This window comes from Bilifractor sp. LCP21S3_A7 (genome assembly GCF_052118825.1).
In the GTDB taxonomy this organism is placed as follows: Bacteria; Bacillota; Clostridia; order Lachnospirales; family Lachnospiraceae; genus Bilifractor.
In genome coordinates, this window is sequence record NZ_JBQKGL010000003.1 from 184,908 (window position 1) to 203,982 (window position 19,075).

12 protein-coding genes are annotated in these 19,075 nt (G+C 49.6%); 1 reads left to right on the forward strand and 11 read right to left on the reverse strand.

Going from position 1 to position 19,075, the window contains the following annotated elements:
• Positions 1-7 precede the first annotated feature (7 nt).
• From ACTQ1O_RS04005 to ACTQ1O_RS04035, 7 genes are all read right to left on the reverse strand, one after another.
• On the reverse strand, positions 8-2,956 hold the full coding sequence (locus tag ACTQ1O_RS04005) for a penicillin-binding transpeptidase domain-containing protein (RefSeq protein WP_441486215.1): 2,949 nt from the start codon (positions 2,954-2,956) through the stop codon (positions 8-10).
• The gene (gene mreD / locus ACTQ1O_RS04010; protein ID WP_441474440.1) at positions 2,941-3,468 is read right to left on the reverse strand and encodes a rod shape-determining protein MreD; all 528 of its coding nucleotides are present in this window, start codon (positions 3,466-3,468) and stop codon (positions 2,941-2,943) included. The genes ACTQ1O_RS04005 and mreD overlap by 16 nt, the downstream gene beginning before the upstream one ends.
• Positions 3,465-4,313, reverse strand: a complete 849-nt coding sequence (gene mreC, locus ACTQ1O_RS04015; RefSeq protein ID WP_441474439.1) for a rod shape-determining protein MreC — start codon at positions 4,311-4,313, stop codon at positions 3,465-3,467. The genes mreD and mreC overlap by 4 nt, the downstream gene beginning before the upstream one ends.
• Positions 4,310-5,329, reverse strand: coding sequence for a rod shape-determining protein (locus ACTQ1O_RS04020; protein ID WP_441474438.1), 1,020 nt, complete (start codon positions 5,327-5,329; stop codon positions 4,310-4,312). The genes mreC and ACTQ1O_RS04020 overlap by 4 nt, the downstream gene beginning before the upstream one ends.
• A gap of 41 nt (positions 5,330-5,370) precedes the next feature.
• On the reverse strand, positions 5,371-6,147 hold the full coding sequence (gene radC, locus ACTQ1O_RS04025) for a RadC family protein (RefSeq protein WP_441474437.1): 777 nt from the start codon (positions 6,145-6,147) through the stop codon (positions 5,371-5,373).
• 487 nt (positions 6,148-6,634) lie between these two features.
• Entirely contained in the window at positions 6,635-8,266 is a 1,632-nt protein-coding gene (locus tag ACTQ1O_RS04030; protein WP_441486216.1) for an NAD(P)/FAD-dependent oxidoreductase, read from the reverse strand.
• A 68-nt stretch (positions 8,267-8,334) separates the two neighbouring features.
• Entirely contained in the window at positions 8,335-8,499 is a 165-nt protein-coding gene (locus tag ACTQ1O_RS04035; protein WP_441486217.1) for a hypothetical protein, read from the reverse strand.
• A gap of 446 nt (positions 8,500-8,945) precedes the next feature.
• Here ACTQ1O_RS04035 and ACTQ1O_RS04040 point away from each other — a divergent pair, with 446 nt between their 5' ends.
• Positions 8,946-9,860 (forward strand): hypothetical protein, encoded by a 915-nt coding sequence (locus tag ACTQ1O_RS04040; protein WP_441486218.1) that lies wholly within the window; start codon positions 8,946-8,948, stop codon positions 9,858-9,860.
• A gap of 158 nt (positions 9,861-10,018) precedes the next feature.
• Here the strand turns inward: ACTQ1O_RS04040 and ACTQ1O_RS04045 are convergent, their stop codons facing one another.
• From ACTQ1O_RS04045 to ACTQ1O_RS04060, 4 genes are all read right to left on the reverse strand, one after another.
• Positions 10,019-14,635, reverse strand: a complete 4,617-nt coding sequence (locus tag ACTQ1O_RS04045) for a VaFE repeat-containing surface-anchored protein (protein ID WP_441486219.1) — start codon at positions 14,633-14,635, stop codon at positions 10,019-10,021.
• The gene (locus tag ACTQ1O_RS04050; protein ID WP_441486220.1) at positions 14,632-15,867 is read right to left on the reverse strand and encodes a DUF7601 domain-containing protein; all 1,236 of its coding nucleotides are present in this window, start codon (positions 15,865-15,867) and stop codon (positions 14,632-14,634) included. Before ACTQ1O_RS04050 ends, ACTQ1O_RS04045 begins: the two co-directional genes overlap by 4 nt.
• The gene (locus tag ACTQ1O_RS04055) at positions 15,864-16,721 is read right to left on the reverse strand and encodes a class C sortase (RefSeq protein WP_441486221.1); all 858 of its coding nucleotides are present in this window, start codon (positions 16,719-16,721) and stop codon (positions 15,864-15,866) included. Before ACTQ1O_RS04055 ends, ACTQ1O_RS04050 begins: the two co-directional genes overlap by 4 nt.
• A gap of 96 nt (positions 16,722-16,817) precedes the next feature.
• Positions 16,818-18,965, reverse strand: a complete 2,148-nt coding sequence (locus ACTQ1O_RS04060) for a SpaH/EbpB family LPXTG-anchored major pilin (RefSeq protein ID WP_441486222.1) — start codon at positions 18,963-18,965, stop codon at positions 16,818-16,820.
• Positions 18,966-19,075 lie beyond the last annotated feature (110 nt).

Here is a 19,075-nt window from a genome sequence, read left to right on the forward strand (position 1 = left end):
AAAAAACTCAGTCAGCAACAATCTTCTTTGTGATCGAATCTGTATTTGCGTGTTTCATGATGATATTTTCCTCGGAATCCAGATTGAAGTAATACCTGAGGGCATCCCTTGCGACAAGGCTTGCGTTTGTGGAGCTGTAACCATTCGCGATCCGGACGGCGAAAGCCACATCGTCATAGGAAGTGCTGTCCTCTGCGCCGCTTGTGAATCCGATGACCAGACCGTGATCCGCGCGCAGCATGGATTCCTGTGCGGTTCCTGTCTTCGCGTACACGGTAATGGTACTGGAAAATCCCGGCCATACCGTCGCGTCATTTGATACAACCCCTGCCATTCCTTCATCGATCAGATCCCATGTCGTGCTGCTGATGGAATTTGCCGTGCTGAGTGTTTTTGTCTCGTTCTGCTTCAGCGTATTTCCTTCCGAGTCCGCGGTCTTGTCAATCAAGGTCAGATCCCGGCATACGCCTCTGTCTGCGATGGTCGCCGCGTATCTGGCGAGCTGAGTCGTTGTGTACTGATGCGTTCCCTGTCCGATGGAGGACGGAATCGGAAGACTGTCGGACACATGAGGATCCGATTCGGAAATTTCAATCCCCGTTCCCTCATTAAGACCGAACATTGCGGCGTACTTCTGCTCCTTTGCGAGAGCGGTATCCTGATCATAGTTCTGATTGCTATCAAGACCCAGATCAAAGCCAACGGTACAGAAAAAGACGTTACAGGAATTTGTAATTCCGCCGACCACATTCAGGTAGCCGTGGCCGTTGCTGTTCCAGCAGGCCACCCGGTCCGAGTCAGACAGGAACGGAATATCCTTTCCAAAGACGCCGGTACAGTCAATCAATGTTGAACCGTCAATGACCCCTTCGGTAAGACCTGCGGCTGCCATGACCGGCTTAAAGGGAGATCCCGGAGCGGTGAGCTGCTGCGTCGCCTTATTATAAAAAGGAGTGGAAAGATCGGTATTCAGCTTGTTGTAGTAATCGGTGTCCATGTCATTTGCAAGTCGGTTGTTGTCATAGCCCGGATAAGAGACACAGGCACGAACCTGACCGGTATCCGGATCCGTGATGACAATGGAACCGGAACACGGATCCAGGGCAAGCATGGCGGGCGTAATTTCCAAGCTGTAGATTTTGTTGTACAGCAGCTGGTACGCGCTGGTCGCCCCGCTCTCAAAGGAAGCATAGTCAGCGTCATCCTTTGAGAGAATTCCCTGATCATAAAGGATCTGCATGATCACCTTCGGCTCCAGCGCGTCATCCTGAAGCAGATATTTGTAGAGAAGCTTGTGGAACACTTTTTCTCCGGTGATGTGACTGGAGATGAAATCAAGGACTGCCTGATAGATTTCATCTGAGGTCAGATATGAAGAATCCTTGTCGCTGAGCTTGGCTACATTGATCCAGCTGTTATTTGCCGCATACTGGAGAAAAGCACGGGGGCTTATGGAGCCGTCCTTGAAATATGCCTGGTAGGTGGCATCGTCTGTTTTCATGGAAGAACTGTCCAGAATTCCGTACTCCGTTGTGAGAAAATCGGATATCACATAATCGAACACAGCTTTCTGCTCAGCAGACAGATCCGAATACCTGGAAGCGCTGTCGCTGCTCAGCTGACCGGTGATCCAGTTCACCGTGTTGGTCTGGCTGGTATCCAGCGCGGTCTGTGCCTTCTTCTCCGCCTCTGTAGCATCGTCGTCTGAGAATTTATCAATATCAATGATGCTGTTTTCAATCAACGCGTTGTAGCAGTCGTAGCTCGCGATGGAAATGGTATCATTGTCCGCGAGGCTTGCCGCGTCCACGGATTTTGCATCCGTCATATTGGTCAGGAGAATACCGGCGATTCTTTCTTCCAGAATCTGATAGGCTGCCTTCTGAAGCTCGCTGTCGATGGTAAGGTAAACGTCATTGCCCTTGGCAGGCTGCACCAGGGAGTCTTTATTTTCCGAGACTACCTTTCCGAGGTTATTGATCGTAACCTCCTCGGAGCCATCGGTTCCCTGCAGGGTGCTCTCCATTGCCTTCTCGATTCCGGCCTTTCCTACAATGGAGTTGCTGTTGTAGCGTGTATCGCCGGAGCCGTAATCTTCCAGTTCGTCCGAGGAGATCTTTCCCGTGTAGCCGACGACAGGAGCCATTGCTTCACCGCCGCTGTAGACACGGATATAATCCTCTGCGATTTCCACGCCCTGCAGAGAATCCGTGTTTTCCTTCACTGCCGCAACGGTACTGTCGGAGACATTGGTCGCGACAGTCACCGCGACATAGCGCTGGTAGCTGACCAGACTGAGCTGGTAGCGGACCACAATAATATCCAGTGCCTCTTCCTTTGTGAGTTTTTCAGGGAGGCCGTATTCGGCAAGCTCCTCCGCCGTATACGGCTCATCCGAATCCGTGAGTCCATAGTATTTTGAGCCGCTCAGATCCTGGACAATTTTATCCGGGGATGCATCCGCCTCGCCCGCCTTCAGTTCATCCGTTGTCTGATATCCGTAGATGTCTGCACGGAAACGCTGGATTGTCGTGGTATTGTCGGTATCAAAGGCGTAATTTCCGTCCGATCCGATAACAATATGGAAATCATGGGAAGGGGTGTCGCCGTTGGAACGGATCATCTTCGTCAGGCGGTAGATCTCTCCGTTCAGAGACAAATTCTTCTGCCGGGTGGTATCATACGACCCGTTATCTTCTATCGTGACATTATTTGCCAGTTCATTGGACGCGAGAACCTTCCCGTTTGCGTCATAGATATTACCGCGGGTGCTCTTCAGCGTGCGCGTAGCGGTCGTCATGACCGTGAAGCTGTTCGCGTAATCCTTTCCGCGGATAATCTGAAGATGAAACAGCCTCACCAGAAGGATCAGAGCCAGAACAGCGAAAAGCAGAACAAGGATCAGTCCTCTTCTGCTGAAAAAACGGATGAATGCTTTTTTTATCTTCTTAGCCAAGGTGATTGTTCTTCCTCCAGTTCATTTGCGGTGATCTTTCTGTTCAGCCAGTGGTACAGAAAATAAAGCGGAATGGTAAAGAGCATGGTGCATACTGCCTCCGGCAGAATTGTATGTATCATACAGGATCCGAGCGAAAGGCTCGTACCATTCAGAAAACGGATCAGGTAACAGGCAAGACCGTAAACGATATCGCTGATTCCCACTGCGACAAGAGGAATCCGGATGTCCTCATCAAAAAATACCTTGAACAAAAATCCGTTAAAATATCCGATGTAAAGAAGAATAAGCGCGGTGAATCCGAATATTTCGCCGAAAAAAAGATCCAGAATCAGTCCGGAAAAAAAGCCTGTCAACATGCCGGATTTCTTTCCCCGCATGAAGCCCATGGAGCATGTGAGGATCAGCGCCAGATTCGGTGCAGACAGAATTGCCGGCAGGAGCAGACCCAACGAAGACTGCACCACTATGGTTGCGGCAATTATCAGAAAAATACAGATATTTTTCTTCATTGATCAGCGGTCTCCTTCAGCTGTTTGATGATGAGTACGGTGTTCACGGACTGAAAATTCACTGCAGGAATAATGTAGCCCGTCTTCGTGAGCAGGTTGGAGTCATCCTGTACGGAATCCACATACCCGATCAGAATCCCGGGAAGGTATTTGTCACTGATGTTGGAGGTGACGACACGTTCTCCGGTGGATACCTTGGCATCTGTTCTGAGCTCGCTCAGCGCAAGCTTACCGGATTCAATCAGTGACAGACTGCCTGTGACAATGCAGTTCTCCGAGGAATCGAGAAGCATGGCGCTGACGTTGTTATCGTCGTCGATGATGGAACGGACGGTCGACCAGTTTTTACCGGTCTCGGTGACGATACCCACAAGACCGCCGTCGGAGATGACATTCATATTGACGGCAACGCCATCGTCCGTGCCGCGGTTCACGGTAAAGGTGTTATACCAGTTTCCTGTGCCCTTGGCGATGACGGACGCGGCAATTTTGTCGTAGTCATTATAATCCTGATCCAGATCATAGAGCTTCCGGAGATCCTCCAGTTCTTTGGTGTTCTCGGTAAGAACCGTATTCTCCTCTTCCAGATCTGCCACCTTGCTCTTCAGCTCTTTGTTTTCCTTAGCCAGCTGTCTGGCATTCTTCTGCCCGATTCTCTGTCCGTTCAGCCAGTCTCCGACCTTATTGATCCCGGTCTGCAGCGGAACCAGAAAAGTTCCGGCGGCGTTCCGCAGCGGTGATATGGATATGACCTGACTGCCGGTCAGCATGGCAAGCGCAACGCAGATGATGGTAAGAATGACAAGCAGATATCTGCTTTTAATATGTGTACCTTTTTTTTTCATGAATATGACTTCTTTCCCGGCAGATATGCCCAGTGCTGCATTTCAGGATGAGTGATGAGCTCCTTCAGACCGCATACGGTGCTGAGATCATAATACTTCGACAGGATAACCGGACAGTCGAGCGCTTCCTCCAGAAACGGCACCATGCCGGCAATGTGCGCGCTGCCTCCGGTGATATAAATCCCTTCCTTCAGGACATTTGTGCGGATCTGCGGCGGTATCCGCTCCATAATCCGGCGGATTTCCGCGGCAATCTTCTGCATCTCTGCGGTGACACTGGCGGTAACATTGTAGCTCGTCACGACACCGTTTCGCGGAAGACCACTGTCCAGATCAATACCGTTTACCTTACATCCCTCATTGATGTCTTTTTCCAGATTTGTCAGCGTCAGCTTCAGACGCTGTGCTGTGTGGTGACTGACGATGAAGCTGTTCTTTCGTCGGATGCCCTCTACGATAGCGGAGGTGAATGCCTGTCCGCCGATGGCAATCATTCTGCTGATGATCACCCTCTCATCGGCGATGAAGGAGACTTCGGTGCTCTGAGCCCCGATGTTGATAATCATCGATCCTCTGGTGTGATGCAGCGGGATGCCCAGGGCCAGTGCGTCTGCGATCGGTTTTTCCACAAGATAAACCTGACTTCGGCGGAACCGGCCCTTCCGCGCAATCGTGGAATATGCCCGGCGCTCGATCTCAGTCATATCGACGGGAACGGAAAAATACAGAACCGGACGATATCCGGCGTATCCGCCGGTCCGTCCGAGCATCGTGTGCAGCACAGCTTCCATCATCAGAACGTCATTGATCCGTCCATTGCTCATCGGTGAGATGATCTCGATATTCTCAGGAGTCTTCTCATACATGGCATAGGCGTCATTTCCGACCGCTATCACGGTGTCCCCGTTCCGGACCGCTATCATATTCACTTCCTTGGTGATGGAATCCTTGTTCCTGTCGTAGATCTTCACCGTTCCGGTGCCCATATCCACGCCATACACATGATTAAATGACATATAAAACTCCTGTACTGCCTGTGCTGTACGCCCCGGCCACATTAATCACCGGTGTCTGTCTGCGTTTCCTCCTGAGAGGCAAGTGTATCAAAGAATCCGTCGTCACGGAAGCTGAAATAGGTCCTGTCTCCGATGATAATGTGATCCGACAGATCGATCCCGACGATTTCGCCAGCCCGATAGAGATTCCGGGTGACCTGATAATCCTCGTGGCTCGGGGATGGATTTCCGCTCGGATGATTATGAATCAGTATCAGATGCAGCGCATGGTAGGACAATGCCTTCTGCAGGATCTCCCTCGGAGATACCAGAGACATGTTCGCCGTGCCGGAGGAAATCTCCGGAGAGGCAATCTGCTGCATTCTGCTGTCCAGCATGACGCAGATAACCTTCTCTGTCTCCTGATGACGCATTTCTTCCATAAAATACTGCGCGACCGTATCGGGACGGTCAAAACAGAGAGACGAAGAGGTGTTCATCTGCGCAATCCGCCTGGAGAGCTCGCGAACACATAAAATCTGCAGCGCCTTCACCTCACCGATTCCATCCAGCGACATCAGATCCTGAAGCGTTAGATGATAGATCCCGAGCAGTCCGTTCCGGAACTTGCACAGATCCAGGATCTCTTCCGCAAGCTGGAGGGAGTTCTTTCCCTTCGTACCGGACCGAAGAATGATCGACAGAAGCTCCGCATCGGTCAGCGCACCGGTCCCCAACCGGAGCGCTTTCTCATAGGGACGTGACTGATCCGGGAGTTCCTTCATCCGGGCAACAGGCTCAATCTTCATGCGGGGTATAGATTTTGAATTTTTCTCCATTTTCCTGTCCTCCTGTCTTACTGTATAAGCTCTTCGAAAACGCAGACAGGATCGTCACGCGCGAAGCGTGTGTAAGAGACTGTATGCGATTTCGAAGGCAACAGGTATGAGGATGAAGCGCGAACGCGCGAAATCCGAATATGCGCGGGCAGTGAGCCACATCCGCTCACACAAAGTGTGAAGCGGTGGAGCGAACGCCGCGACAGACCGACGAAGTCGGTCACCTGTAGGATTGCGGGAGTGCGAAGCACGGAGCAATCCGTAGCTTATACAGTTTATGGCACGATGTATCGTATGGCCATTTCCTGAAGAAAGACAAGAGATAATCCTGTGAAATATAATTTTAACACATTATGAAAACCATGTGAATCTGCAAAATCACGAATGAACAGTTCCGGTACGCAGTGTCATTCGTACAGAATTTCTTCTGTTGCAAGATATATTGCATGTGTCAGAGTTTCCTATATTCAGAGTACTTTACCTATATTCAGAGCGCTTTATATATAGAAGAAATTCTCTCGGCGACTTTCAGACCATCCATAGCCGCAGAGGTAATTCCACCGGCGTATCCCGCTCCCTCACCACAGGGATAAAGCCCCCGGATCGTGCTCTGGAGCGACTCGTCGCGGACGATACGGATCGGTGAAGAGGTGCGGCTTTCGACACCTGACAAAAGAGTGTCGTCTCCGCCAAATCCTGGGATTCTGCGGTTAAAGCACTGGATTCCCTGTTCCAGAGATTCCGAGATATATTCCGGCAGGACATTACGGATATTGGCGCATTGGAATCCGCCCTTTGAACAGGGCTCCACGGTTCCGATACCTCCCGGGCGGTTTTTCCGGAAATCCTCGAAACGCTGAACCGGAATCCGTCCCTGTCCTTCCCGCCAGGCAAGAGACTCCAGTTTCCGTTGAAAATACATTCCGTTGAGGACGTCCGGCCTTCCCTCCTGATGGTACGGCAGGAAATCCCCGGGGGTCACAGAAACCACTATGGCACTGTTCGCGTTGCGCGAATCCCGGGCGTGATAGCTCATTCCATTCACCGCCAGTCTCTCCGGTTCCGAGGATGCGTTCACAACATATCCTCCGGGACACATGCAGAAGGAATACACACCTCTGCCGTTTTCAGCGGTTCCGGTCAGCTTGTAGGGAGCGGCGCCCAGAAAGGAAGGAGCGTCCGGTCCGTATTGATCCCGGTTAATCATGCTCTGCAGATGCTCGACACGCACGCCTACCGCAAAGGGCTTCGGCTCCATGAGAAGTTTCTGGCTGGAGAGCATCTCAAAGGTGTCCCGGGCGGAATGGCCGATGGCCAGTACGACATTGTCAGAGAAAAATTCTTTTCCAGACGCTGTGCGAACCCCTGTCATATGCTCCTCTCCCGTCAGCGGGTCGGTACGTGTCAGAAGGTCCGTTACCCTGGTCTGAAAATGTACTTCACCTCCCGCTGCGATGATCTGATTCCGGAGGGTTTCGACAATACGAACAAGCAGATCGGTGCCAAGGTGCGGCTTGCTGTCATAGAGAATATTTTCCGGCGCACCGGCCTGTACGAAAATTCTCAGAACCTCATGATTTCGTCCGAATTTATCCTTGACCCCGGTATTCAGCTTTCCGTCGGAAAAAGTACCTGCGCCGCCTTCTCCGAACTGTACATTGCTGTCCGGATCCAGTTCTCCTGTATTCCAGAAACGCTCCACCGCATTCCGCCGTTGTGAAGCACTCTCCCCTCGTTCCAGCAGGACCGGGCGATATCCATGCATCGCAAGTTCCCAGGCACAGAACAGACCGGCCGGACCACTCCCGACAATGACAGGAGGAGCAGAAAGCTCGCGGGATCCTGTTTCCGGGAAATGATATTCCGGCGCCGAATATGCGGAGACATGATTTTTGCCGCCCCGGATCAGGATCGACCTCTCCGTTTTTTCCGAAGACAGCCGGACTCCGATGGTGTATACAAAGAGAAGCCTGCTTTTGTCCCTGGCATCAATGGATTTTTTCAGGATTTTCCACTCCGTGATATCCGTGGAACGGACATGCAGCACTTTTTCTATTTTGTGGAGAAGTTGAGCTTCTGTGTGAGAGACAGGAAGCTTCAGCTGAGAAATTTGTATCATAAAGAACCACCTTTTGAAAAGTATTCAAGTTTTGAAGGAAGTATTACAGATTAGAATTATAAAGCCGGTTAGCACAATAAGCAAATATATCCTTTTTTCTTGACAGCGGTATTGGAATCACATCTCTTTTCTTCTGCTTTTTCTTCCGGTGTCTTCAATCCGTTTCTGAAAATCCCGTAGTTGGCATCGAGCATGGACGGAGCGACATTCAGAAGCCAATGATCAATGACCACACATCCCTCTCTCAGTGGCCGTATTTCGCCCTCTGGACGTCATATTTGATTCCTCTTTTTCTCCGTCCGGTGGCCAATATCGGATGAAATCCTCTTCAGATTTTTTCCTCAAAGCAGGAACCTGATTTGGGCCTACTGCTTTTTGGGCGTTTATTCTTCTCTTGTAATATCAGCAAAATTTATATAAAATAAAATTGTATTCTATCACTCACGTTGCTGAGTGTGGTGTTATTTTATATCATTTTCACTCATTTCCTGAGTATCTGATTTATATCATTTCCAGAATCGGATTATTTTCCACAGAGAACAAAAATGTATAAAAGGATTTACGGAACTTATTCCTGCGGTTCTCGCGGATGAAACCGTAACCAATTAGAAACTCGAAGAGCACTCACAATATTTCAAATTTTCAAAAGAAAAATCTAAAAATAAGGAGAGGTTTGCTTATGGTAAGACGTAAGAAAAGAATGCTGGTGATTGCAATGGCAGCAGCGGCGGTGATGATCAGCTGTTGCGGTTCTCCGGTAAAAAAGAACACAACAGTGGATCAGAATGCCGTTGTCAAAAACGGCAGTTTGGACAACAAATCAGAATCGGAAGAAACTGCCATAACGAAGGAAGAGACTCTTCCGGCATCTGTAGAAACCACTCGCGGAGACAGCGGGAATGCTCCCACCTATAAGAAAGTTGAGGTGATGACCGAGGACAAGAAAGAAGAAACATCCGTCCAACCGTCTCCTGAAAGGACGGATACCGATATAAAAACAGAAGAGAAAAAATACGAAAAGAAAGATACTTTTCCTGAAAAGTCCGATACAAAGGTAGAGACGAATACCAACACCGATACACACAGCACCGATACACACAACACCGGTACACACAACACCGATACACACAGTACTGATACACACAGCACTGATACACACAACACCGATACACACATTGCCGCGAGTATGAATACAGATACTTTTAATGATATTCAGCCCAGTCATACCCACAACTGGGAAGCGGTCACGAAGAGCGTTCATTATGATGCTGTCACGTATCAGGAGCCTGTATACGAGCAGAAATGGGTTGAGGATACCCCGGCATGGGATGAGACAATGGTTGTTAGTAATTCATACTACAAATGCAATTATTGTGAATTTACTACCGCTGACGTAGAAATAATGGGAGACCATTCTATAGAAGAAGGTTACGGATATAGTTTTATACCAGAGCAGACACAGATGGTTCACCATGATGCAACCGGACATTATGAGCAGGTACAGACTGGAACAAAAACCGTTACAGATCAGCAGGCGTATGATGAAACCGTAACGATCGGATACAAATGTTCAATCTGTGGTGCAACAAAATAATCCTCAAAGTAACTTTTTCTCCATTAAAAAGAAGCTGTCGCACTAAGTAATTAGTGTGGCAGACTTTTCTAACGTATGAAATCCGGCCAGAAGGCCGGATTTCTCACAAAGAGCGAAAGGGTGCCGCGGCTTCTGATGCGATAGCCCCTCTTTGCTTGTTACTTTCTGTTTTCCATTTTTCTCTGTCGTTTCATAACCACGAGCAGTGCACATACCGCAAGGGCAATTACCGCAATGGACAGAATCGTCAGGATGGCTCTTCCGGGTCCTCCGGTCTGCAAAACCAGTTTTCCACTGTCCGCGACCCGGAATACCGGATTTATGACTTTTGTATCATTGACGCTGACAACCTTATGGTCTTTCAGCACTACCTTGATATCAACCGACTGCAGTGCCTTTTCGAGCGGTGCCGCTGTTTCACGGATATAATAAGTTCCGTCTTCCAGTCCTGACCATTGAACATAGCCATCAGTTCCGGATACCTGTTCCGGATAATCCTTCGGATTTGCACCAGTGCTGTCATTTTGTTGATATCGGGACTTGTCCTCGTTCAGAAGAACAAATTTTGCTCCGGCAAGGGACTGATGGTTGTTGTCGATCTTCATGATACGTACAGATCCGGAAGCTACATGATCATTGCCATGCATCACGAGGACTTTTCCGAGATCATCCCAGCGGATTTCCACTGTATTCGGAATGTCTGCCCCATCTTCAGGAGTGATTACAGCTGTCTGGTTGATCAGCGTGTCAAAACGGAGTCTTAAATAGCCTATACCTTCATACTGCTTCTTGGAAATCTTTTCCAGTCCGCTGGTTGTCAGAACTACTTTCAGCGTTCCGCCTGCGGTTCCTTCTGTTGCTCCGGATACAGTATAATCCTCGTTACCCAATGTCAGAAGAACATTTGCGTTTGTTTCCTGCGAATCGATGACATCCACTCTTACATTTCCCTTGTAATCCAGACGGGAGTCAATTGCATCCGTGAAGGATGCTCCCCTCTGTTCCGGCCTGGAATCTTCCATTCCGGATGGGATCTTCGTTGTGATGCTCCATGTATGGATCTCATAACGGTTGTTGCTGACCTTGGAGACCACTTTCTTTGGTGTTGCCACCAGGATACGTATCCTCTGTGCCTCGATGTTTTCTTCTTCTCTCGCCGATGCGGCTTTACCGGAAAGATTCAGTGTTTCAAAAGCAGCCAGCTGACAGTTCGGATACTGCATGGCATCAAAGCTGTAATGAATGTCCACGCTTCCAGAAGCTGTAAGATTTCCGCTTGTCGCTGCTCCGGAGATAAATGAGGTTTCCTTTGAACGGATTCCGGTATCAGTGAGGCTTCCATCCGCATTCACCTTCATCAGCTTTCCGGTTACTTCGTATACCTTGGATGGAGCGAGGTTTTCATAGATTACCTGATCGGTCAGGGTGACGTTGGTATCAAATGCCTTCGTATCATCCGCTGTCTGTACCGGTTTTCCGTTCTTATCCAGATCAAAGGCGATCATTTTCTCTCCGTCACCCGAGGCCTTATCTCCATTGACATCCTGGTACAGAATGGTGCTGATTTTCGGGAAGAAAACCATCTGCTCCGTATCATTCAGATCTTTGTGAGATGCAGCTTCTTTTCCATCGACAAAGATGGACTCTGTTGCCACCACGGTTTTTCCCGTCATGCCTGTCGCGTCGAACGTGAAGACGTTCTTCACTTCTCCGGTTTCGCTGGTTACATTCAGAGTTGTCGAAGCGGTTACCGTTTTTCCGTTAATGGTGAGCGGCTGTCCGGACTGTTTGTCGTACAGAGTTCCGGATATCGTGATCGTCTTTCCAATGTAGGAGTTAAGGTTCTTAATACTGACAGTATCTGTGAGTTTGACTTCCTTTTTTGCTTCTGTGTACTGCGACCCTTCCTCATCGCGAAGACTGGTGGACGGTACTGGAATCAGAGTATCGTTAACGTCCAGTGATGTATCAGATAGGCTGTTTCCTGTTTTCACGGAAACCAGTTTACCGCTGTCGTCGACTCTTGCCAGGACGACTGAGCCGTAGCTGGTTCCGTCGGATCCGGTGAATGAGGCGTTATTGTCATATCCGCTGGCGGCTTTGGTTTCCTGAATGGTAATTGTGCCGTAAGGGACCACTGTGTGTGTTCCGGAAGAATCAGTTACTGTGTACAGCGCATCACCACCAACCTTATAAGTATTGTCGAAAAGAACTCTGTATTTTTGTATATTTTGTCTCCACTTAGCCGCAAACACCCATGTTCTTGTTGCCTTCGCCGGGAGTTCCGCCTGGCTGGTGTAGTAATTGTTGTAGTACTTTACAGTAAATTCTGTTCCTTCCAGTGATGGTATATTCGCAGCAGCATTCGGCGTATTTTTATTGATCGTAATACCAATCGGGTCGGTTCCGGGCAGATCTGTTACACCTACTAGCACGGGTACACTTGCCGTACTTCCTTCTGTCACTGTTCCGGGATAAACTGTACTTGATAAATTGTACCCTTTGGGAGCCGTAATTTCCTTAATGTAATAGGTTCCAAGAGGCATTTGCAAGGTATTGGAATAACCATTTTCGTCGAGGGTAAAGGATTTTCCTGTACCCTGTGTACAAGCTGCATTTTTCCAAATTCCATACCAACCTCCCTTAAAGGAATAGCAGGGGTTTCCATTTGTGATTTCCGGATTGGAAGATGATTTATGGATACGGATATAACCATATTTCGGGGTATCCGTCACGTTTAATGTTAAAGGCTGATTCGTTGTGGATCCGGCAGTTACCTTTAATGGATAAACAGTTCCTGAGTATTCGTATCCTTTCGGAGCTGTAATTTCTCGGATGTAATAAGTTCCGGCTGGAAGTTCAACGGTATTGGAATAGCCATTTGCGTTTAGTGTAAACGACTTTCCTGTACCTTGTGTGCAGGCTGCATTTTTCCAAATTCCATAAAAACCACCTGAGAAGGAATAATTGGAATTTCCATCAGTCGCACCGGGATCCGAAGAAGATTTATGAATACGAACGTAACCATTCTGTACTGTAGGTTCATCTTCCGCTACTGCATAAACGATTACGGTTGTTCCAAGGAATCCAGCTGAACTGCTGCGAACTTTGTTTAAACCATATTCATACAGCCACTGCCGCCAGTTCTGGTTGGTAGCCTGTCCATTATTGTAATGAACAGAATTCCATGAAATAGAATCAGGAAGCCCTGATCCGTCATCAGCACGCATGTTTGTTAATTCTTTCCACGAACCATAGTATCCCGCTGTCGGAGTCTCCGGAAAGCTGTGTATCGGATAGGCAGTGCTTCCGTCCAACCCTATCGTATAAATACCAATCGCACCGACGACTCTGGCTTTTTTGGTTTTGGAACGTTTGGCAGCATCCTTCAAAGCGGCCTGTGCTGCTGTCTTATACAGGGTGCGGTAATCTGTTACATCGCCGTCGTTTACGGAACTCAGTGTGCCGCTGATTGCATGATGTTCAATCTGCTGTGTCCTGAAATTCGTAATATTGCTGTTTATAGCATTGTCGTTAGATACGTCGACACTTGTATTCTTTCCGCTGTCATGCCATACAAAGAAACCATGCACGTTTCCAATTGCTCCGCCTCCGGTTGCTCCTGAACTTCCGGATCCTCCATTGGCTGTTTTGATGTCATCGGATGTGCTATCCGTATTATCTTCATCCGTCTCACTGTTGTCTGCTGCGACAGTTGTAAAGACCGTTTTGTTATCTGCTGTAATCTTTCCTTCTTTTGAGCAGATACCCGAAAGTCTTGCGGCTGCTTCGGAAGTCGATGCGGCAGCCACATAATAATCAACGGTATCACCGTAGTTGGTATCCTTGATTTTCTTTCCTTCCGCATCTGCGGCGCCGGCGATTACGGCTTCGTTAATTCCGCCGGGGATATAATATTTGGCATTTTTGCCATTATTGCCCGCGGCGCCAATCACAACAATTCCGGCTTGAACCGCTTCTTTGACTGCCTTTTCGACCGCGGAAGTCTCTGCGGTTTTTGTTCCGGAAAGGGACAGATTGATCACACTTACCTTTCGTTCCATGGCATACTTGATGGCAGCTGTTACCGAAGACGGGGTGCCGTTTCCATTTGCGTCAAGAGCTTTGATCGAAAGGATTTCGGCATCTGGATTCTCTTCGGTGATATACCCCGCCATCCGTGTTCCGTGGCCATTGTCATCGGAAGCGTTGTCGCCAAGCATGGAAACCGCTTCTGTGACATTGCCTCCTTGGGATGCGCCGGTATCAATCAGGGCAATTGTTCCCTTTTTGACCGTGCCGGATGGCGCATCGGCAAGCTCTGTCAGAGGGTTGCTGTCCTCTGTCATCACGTGATCCTTTGTGACATCCGTGATGTCCGTATCTGCACTTGCGGCACTGAGACATGCGTTATCGATATTGACAAAATCCGCCGTTTCCAGATAACTGTCATAAGCCAGCTTCGCTGCTTTTTCGCTCGGATACTGAATCAGGTACAAACCGTCATACGAAGACAGGATATGATCCTGATCGTCCGCCACGACGGACGCGTCGTCTGTTCCGACCAGAAGGCGTGCAGACGAAAGATCGGATTTGTCCGTCACCGTATTCTCTGCCTCATCCGCGTTGTTCATAAGGATGGATGATCCCGATGCGGATGAAACGCTTTCGGAAGATGATTTTACTGATTCCTCCGCGAAGGTTGTCGCAGGAAAGCTTGTGACAGCCAGAGTGGCCGCAAGGATGATGTTCAGTGTTTTCTGAAATTTCCTCATTTTTTCTTCCTCCTGCGTGTAACAAACAAGATAATTCCAATGACACAAACCGAAGCGGCTGCCTGTATCATATAGAGGATCGGCAAAGTATCACCCGTCGGAGTTCCTCCGGTTTTGTGCACTGTCGGCGTCGGCTGCTTGTCTTTGCGGTTAACAAACTTTACCTCTGCCGGGACTTTCCGCACGATACGTCCGGACGCGCCCTCTGATGTGGTCTTGTATCCATCCTGGTTCGCTTCCACTTCGGTTACCTTGTAGTCCGAACCGCATGGAATCATCGTAATGATTGCAACTTCTCCGGATTTCAGCTGAATCTTGTCTCCGGTTTTGATCGTTCCTTTCGTTCCATTGGAAATCTTGTAGGGAACCGAAAGGTCCGCGTCCGTCGTCTTGAAGGTGACGACAAAGCTGAATCTCTGGTTTGTGTCTCCGGCACTGCCGGTTACATGCTTGCTGATTACAATGTCGCCTGCCGGCAGGGATTTTGGCTCCACTTTCAGCTCGTAATTCCAGAAGGTATGGTCGACATCCTCGCCGTCACTATAGGGCAGCTGGAACAGGAACGGGGCTGACGCATAATGTTCTGGTGCCGGAGAAGTCTCCATCCCAAGGTAAACCCCAGGCTCCATCCCGCTGATCGCGAGTTTTCCATCCTCTCCTGTCTTGCCGGTATAACTCGGCCCGATTTCCGGATGGTCCTTGTAATATGCCTGTACCTTTGCCGCAATGGTTTTTGCGTCCGTATTCTGATCGATTTCAAGATCCGGAATGATGGAAACGTACTGGTTTCCTACGGACGTGACGGTATCTGATCCGGATGCAGATGGTTTTTCCGCCTCTTCTTCCGGTCTGGTATCCGTCACAGAACTGGAGCTTACCGCTTCCGGCACGAGATTTTCAGATGCATTTAAGGCTGTGTCCGCGTCCGTTTTTGATCCGGAAACCGCGTCCGTGTCTTTGCTTGCGGAAGACTGTGAGAGGTGAGCCGCATCTGCTGCCGTGATCTGCATGTTCAGGTCCGCGATTTTGTAGAACGTAAATTCCGCGTCCGCAACCGGATCATTTTCATCTACGGTGTCCTGATAGTCGATGACAACCGTTCCTGTCTGTGCCGGATCCATGACGGATGACCGGCCGTCCGGATTCTCCGCCGCGCCAACGGGCACTGCCGATAATCCGAGAGCCGCGCAGCAGGACAGACAGAACAATTTTTTCAGAAATGTTCCTTTCATCCTTCGCTTTCTCCTTTCTTTTTCTTTTTCTTCAGGATGCACACGCATCCGATCGTTCCAAGGACAGCAGGAATCGAGAGTATCAGCGCCATTTTGATCCATGGAAGCTTGTCGTTATTCTTCAGGAGAATCGTTTCTCCTTCGGATTTGACAGGTATGTCCGGATAAGCCCGCTTCCCGGTGACAAGAAGCCTGTGATCGTTGATGCCGTAAGGCGTACAGGTGTACAGCGTAATGAGATCCTTCCCGCCTTTTACCTGCATGTAGGGATCACAGTCGCCCGGCAAAAGGACACGGATATCTTCCACCGTGTAGACATGTTCTTCGTCCAGAATGCGGATGTAGAACCTGCCGCCTTTTTCAAGCTTTGTCAGATCGGTGAAAATCCGGTTGCTGATGAGCCCCGTGTGTCCGGCAATCACCGCGTGGGTGCTTTTTCCGCCATAGGGAAGACTGGTCCCGTACATATGCCCGGTTTCGTATTCCAGCTCGCTGTCCTTTGTCCCATGCGCCACCGGAAGATAAACATTGATTTTCGGAATGATGATATATGCCATCTCGCCATCTTTCTGGTTCAGGATGGATTCGTATTCCGAATCCGTGGCATCCGCTCCTTGATAGCTGAAGATGCTTTCCTTCTGCTGCCTGGCGATTTTCTGGTTGTATGCTTTTATTTTTTCTTTCTCTTCCGCAATCTCTGACTTGCTCATGCCGTCAACCTCATTGCTGTAGCCGGTATACTTTGTTACCGCAGTCGCCAGATAGTACTCGTCAAGGATCAGGGGAGAAAGAAGTCCCGCGACTCCCGCGGCAAGAATCAGCCATACGGCAAGAAGCAGTATTTTTCGTTTCATCAGGGTGTCCTCTCTTCTTCTCTCTTTTCCTTCTGCAATCGGTTGATCCGGCAGGGCATTTTCCATGGCCCGCCGGACGCCGGATCGTGTCAGGACTTATACGTTTTTCTTTTTCTTTCTGGCAGCCAGAACAAGAACGCTGCCCGCGCCGACAACGACCAGAAGGGTTGCGCCATAAACCATTGCACGTCCCTCGCCGCCGGTCCGAAGGTTCAGGGACTCATAGTTCTCGACATTGAAGGAGGCAGTACCCTGCTTTACGGAGATTGCGGCGGTATTTCCGTCCGCGGTAATGGTGGTCTTGTCTGTATCCAGAGCGCCGGTTACGCCATGGTTGGAGTTGGAATCATCGGTCGGAACCGAAGTCAAGGCGATCGTCACCCTGGACTTCAGAAGCTCATGGCTCTTTGCGCCGCTCTCATCTTCTCTTCCCTCGGTTGCGGTCTCGGTCATGATGTAGTGCTCTTCATCGAGACCCTTGATGTACAGATTGCCGTCGGAGCCCGGATGTACGGTTGTCACAATGTTTTTCGCGTCGTCTGAGGTGCGGTCATACAGATGGTAGGTGCCGTCTCCCTCTTTGACGAACTGTACGTCGCTGTCCTTCACGTGGTTTTCATTGCCGCCTGCTCCGGTGCCTTCTCTCTTGAAAGTAAAGGAAACACGAGTCGGATCCTTCACCCCGTTTTTCTTCACATTCAGCTTGTAGGTATAAACGCCAACCTTGTTGCCCTTGATGGAATGATCGGTGTCCGTTTCGCCTCCGTTATCGGAAGTGTTCCAGGTCAGGGTCGGCTGGTTCTCTTCCTCCACCTGGTCGCCGACATGTGTGGTATCCTTGTTCAGAACGGAATCAAACAGGATCATGACCTGACTGTCCTCAGTAATCGCGTTCAGCTTCTCAAGTCCGGAATTGGTCAGAGCAACCGTAAACGAACTGTTTCCGTCAGCATCTTTTGCTCCCTGCGTCAGGGTGTAATCGGTATCTTTTGTCAGATCGACCGCGCTTCCGCTCTGAAGCTGGAAACTGTCATTGAGGGTGCCGTAATCGTTTATCTTCTCCGGGTTTGCGATACGGGGAACGATATAGATGCCGTTGATCTTGTCAAAGGTAAGGCCGTTGTCCATGGTATCGGTCTCGACAAATTTGGTGTACGCGTTGCCGTCCTGCAGCATCGGAGCTTCCGGAAGAAGGACCTGATGAACCGTTTCGCCGATTTCATAATCGCCGTGATCAATCAGTGTGTTCCTATCATCTTCCTTGATGATCCGCTTCGGGTTATTGATGGTCTGATTCTTCGGATAAACCGTGATATCATACTGCCATGCGGTACCCGCCGCGTTATTGCCGATCGTGGTTTGGTTAGTCATCGGGACGGAAACGAGAAGCGGGCTGGACTGGTTGGCAACGACCTCATCACGGGCGGTCTCTCCAACTGTCTTGTCCTGACCGGTTGCGCTCTGGTGTGGGTCCACGGTGATCTGGCCGCTCTTGTCGCTGTAAGTACCGCCGGCTGCGATCTGAGCTGCTGTTGACTGGTCATCTCCGGTCTGCGGATCATACCCTGAAATGTCGGTCTCGCATACGAGGTACAAGCCGAGCGGAAGATTATCCAGTACGATTTTTCCATTTGCGTCGGTTGTTCCGGTATAAATAGATTTTGCCTTGTTGCCGCGGTTGTTGATCACAAAATCATTCAGGGATTTCTCTCCGCCCTGCGCCGCATTGATGGTGACCATCACAGTCTGCATGGTTTCGGTGGTGTACGCCTGGGTATCGCTGCTTCCGTCCTGACGCTGTACAATCGGATCGGAACCGTTAGCTGCGACTGTTCCATCCTCGTCTGCAGCGGCGGTAAGCTTGTCCTTTGCCGCGGAATTCAGAATCAGGTTCTTGAAATCCTGGTCGAGGTTGTCGAAGTAAACGCCGGCGCCGTTCTTTGTGGTCAGGGTTTCGATGTCCGCTACCTTGATGGCGGAGAATTCCACTTCCTTCATCGGGGTCTGGGTGGAGCTTGTCGCTCCCTGTACTCCTTTGTTGTCGATAGTTTTGCCGTTGTTTTCCTTTACCTTGAAGATGGTGATGCTTCCGGTCTTCGAGGTGTCAATCGTTGACGCGGTGGTGATCGGGTTCGCGGAATCTGCAAAAGCCGGAGCCGCCATGGAGGATATAGCCATTGTGGCGGCCATGCTGACCGCTGCCAGATAAGTGATTCTGGGCTTTGGATTTCTTACGTTTCTCATCCCTTTTGTTCGGGGCGTTGTATCTTCTTTGCTTGCCCCTTCTCCTTTCTTCATTTTTGTTTGCTGCCGCGATGAATATTGCTGTCAATACAATTTACGGGCTTTTGGCC

Excerpts from the sequence above, each read along its gene's own strand:
- ACTQ1O_RS04050 (WP_441486220.1), bottom strand. The coding sequence starts at position 15,867 with ATGAAAGGAACATTTCTGAAAAAATTGTTCTGTCTGTCCTGCTGCGCG.
- ACTQ1O_RS04040 (WP_441486218.1), top strand. The coding sequence starts at position 8,946 with ATGGTAAGACGTAAGAAAAGAATGCTGGTGATTGCAATGGCAGCAGCG.
- radC (WP_441474437.1), bottom strand. The coding sequence starts at position 6,147 with ATGGAGAAAAATTCAAAATCTATACCCCGCATGAAGATTGAGCCTGTT.
- ACTQ1O_RS04030 (WP_441486216.1), bottom strand. The coding sequence starts at position 8,266 with ATGATACAAATTTCTCAGCTGAAGCTTCCTGTCTCTCACACAGAAGCT.
- ACTQ1O_RS04060 (WP_441486222.1), bottom strand. The coding sequence starts at position 18,965 with ATGAGAAACGTAAGAAATCCAAAGCCCAGAATCACTTATCTGGCAGCG.
- mreC (WP_441474439.1), bottom strand. The coding sequence starts at position 4,313 with ATGAAAAAAAAAGGTACACATATTAAAAGCAGATATCTGCTTGTCATT.
- ACTQ1O_RS04055 (WP_441486221.1), bottom strand. The coding sequence starts at position 16,721 with ATGAAACGAAAAATACTGCTTCTTGCCGTATGGCTGATTCTTGCCGCG.
- mreD (WP_441474440.1), bottom strand. The coding sequence starts at position 3,468 with ATGAAGAAAAATATCTGTATTTTTCTGATAATTGCCGCAACCATAGTG.
- ACTQ1O_RS04020 (WP_441474438.1), bottom strand. The coding sequence starts at position 5,329 with ATGTCATTTAATCATGTGTATGGCGTGGATATGGGCACCGGAACGGTG.
- ACTQ1O_RS04045 (WP_441486219.1), bottom strand. The coding sequence starts at position 14,635 with ATGAGGAAATTTCAGAAAACACTGAACATCATCCTTGCGGCCACTCTG.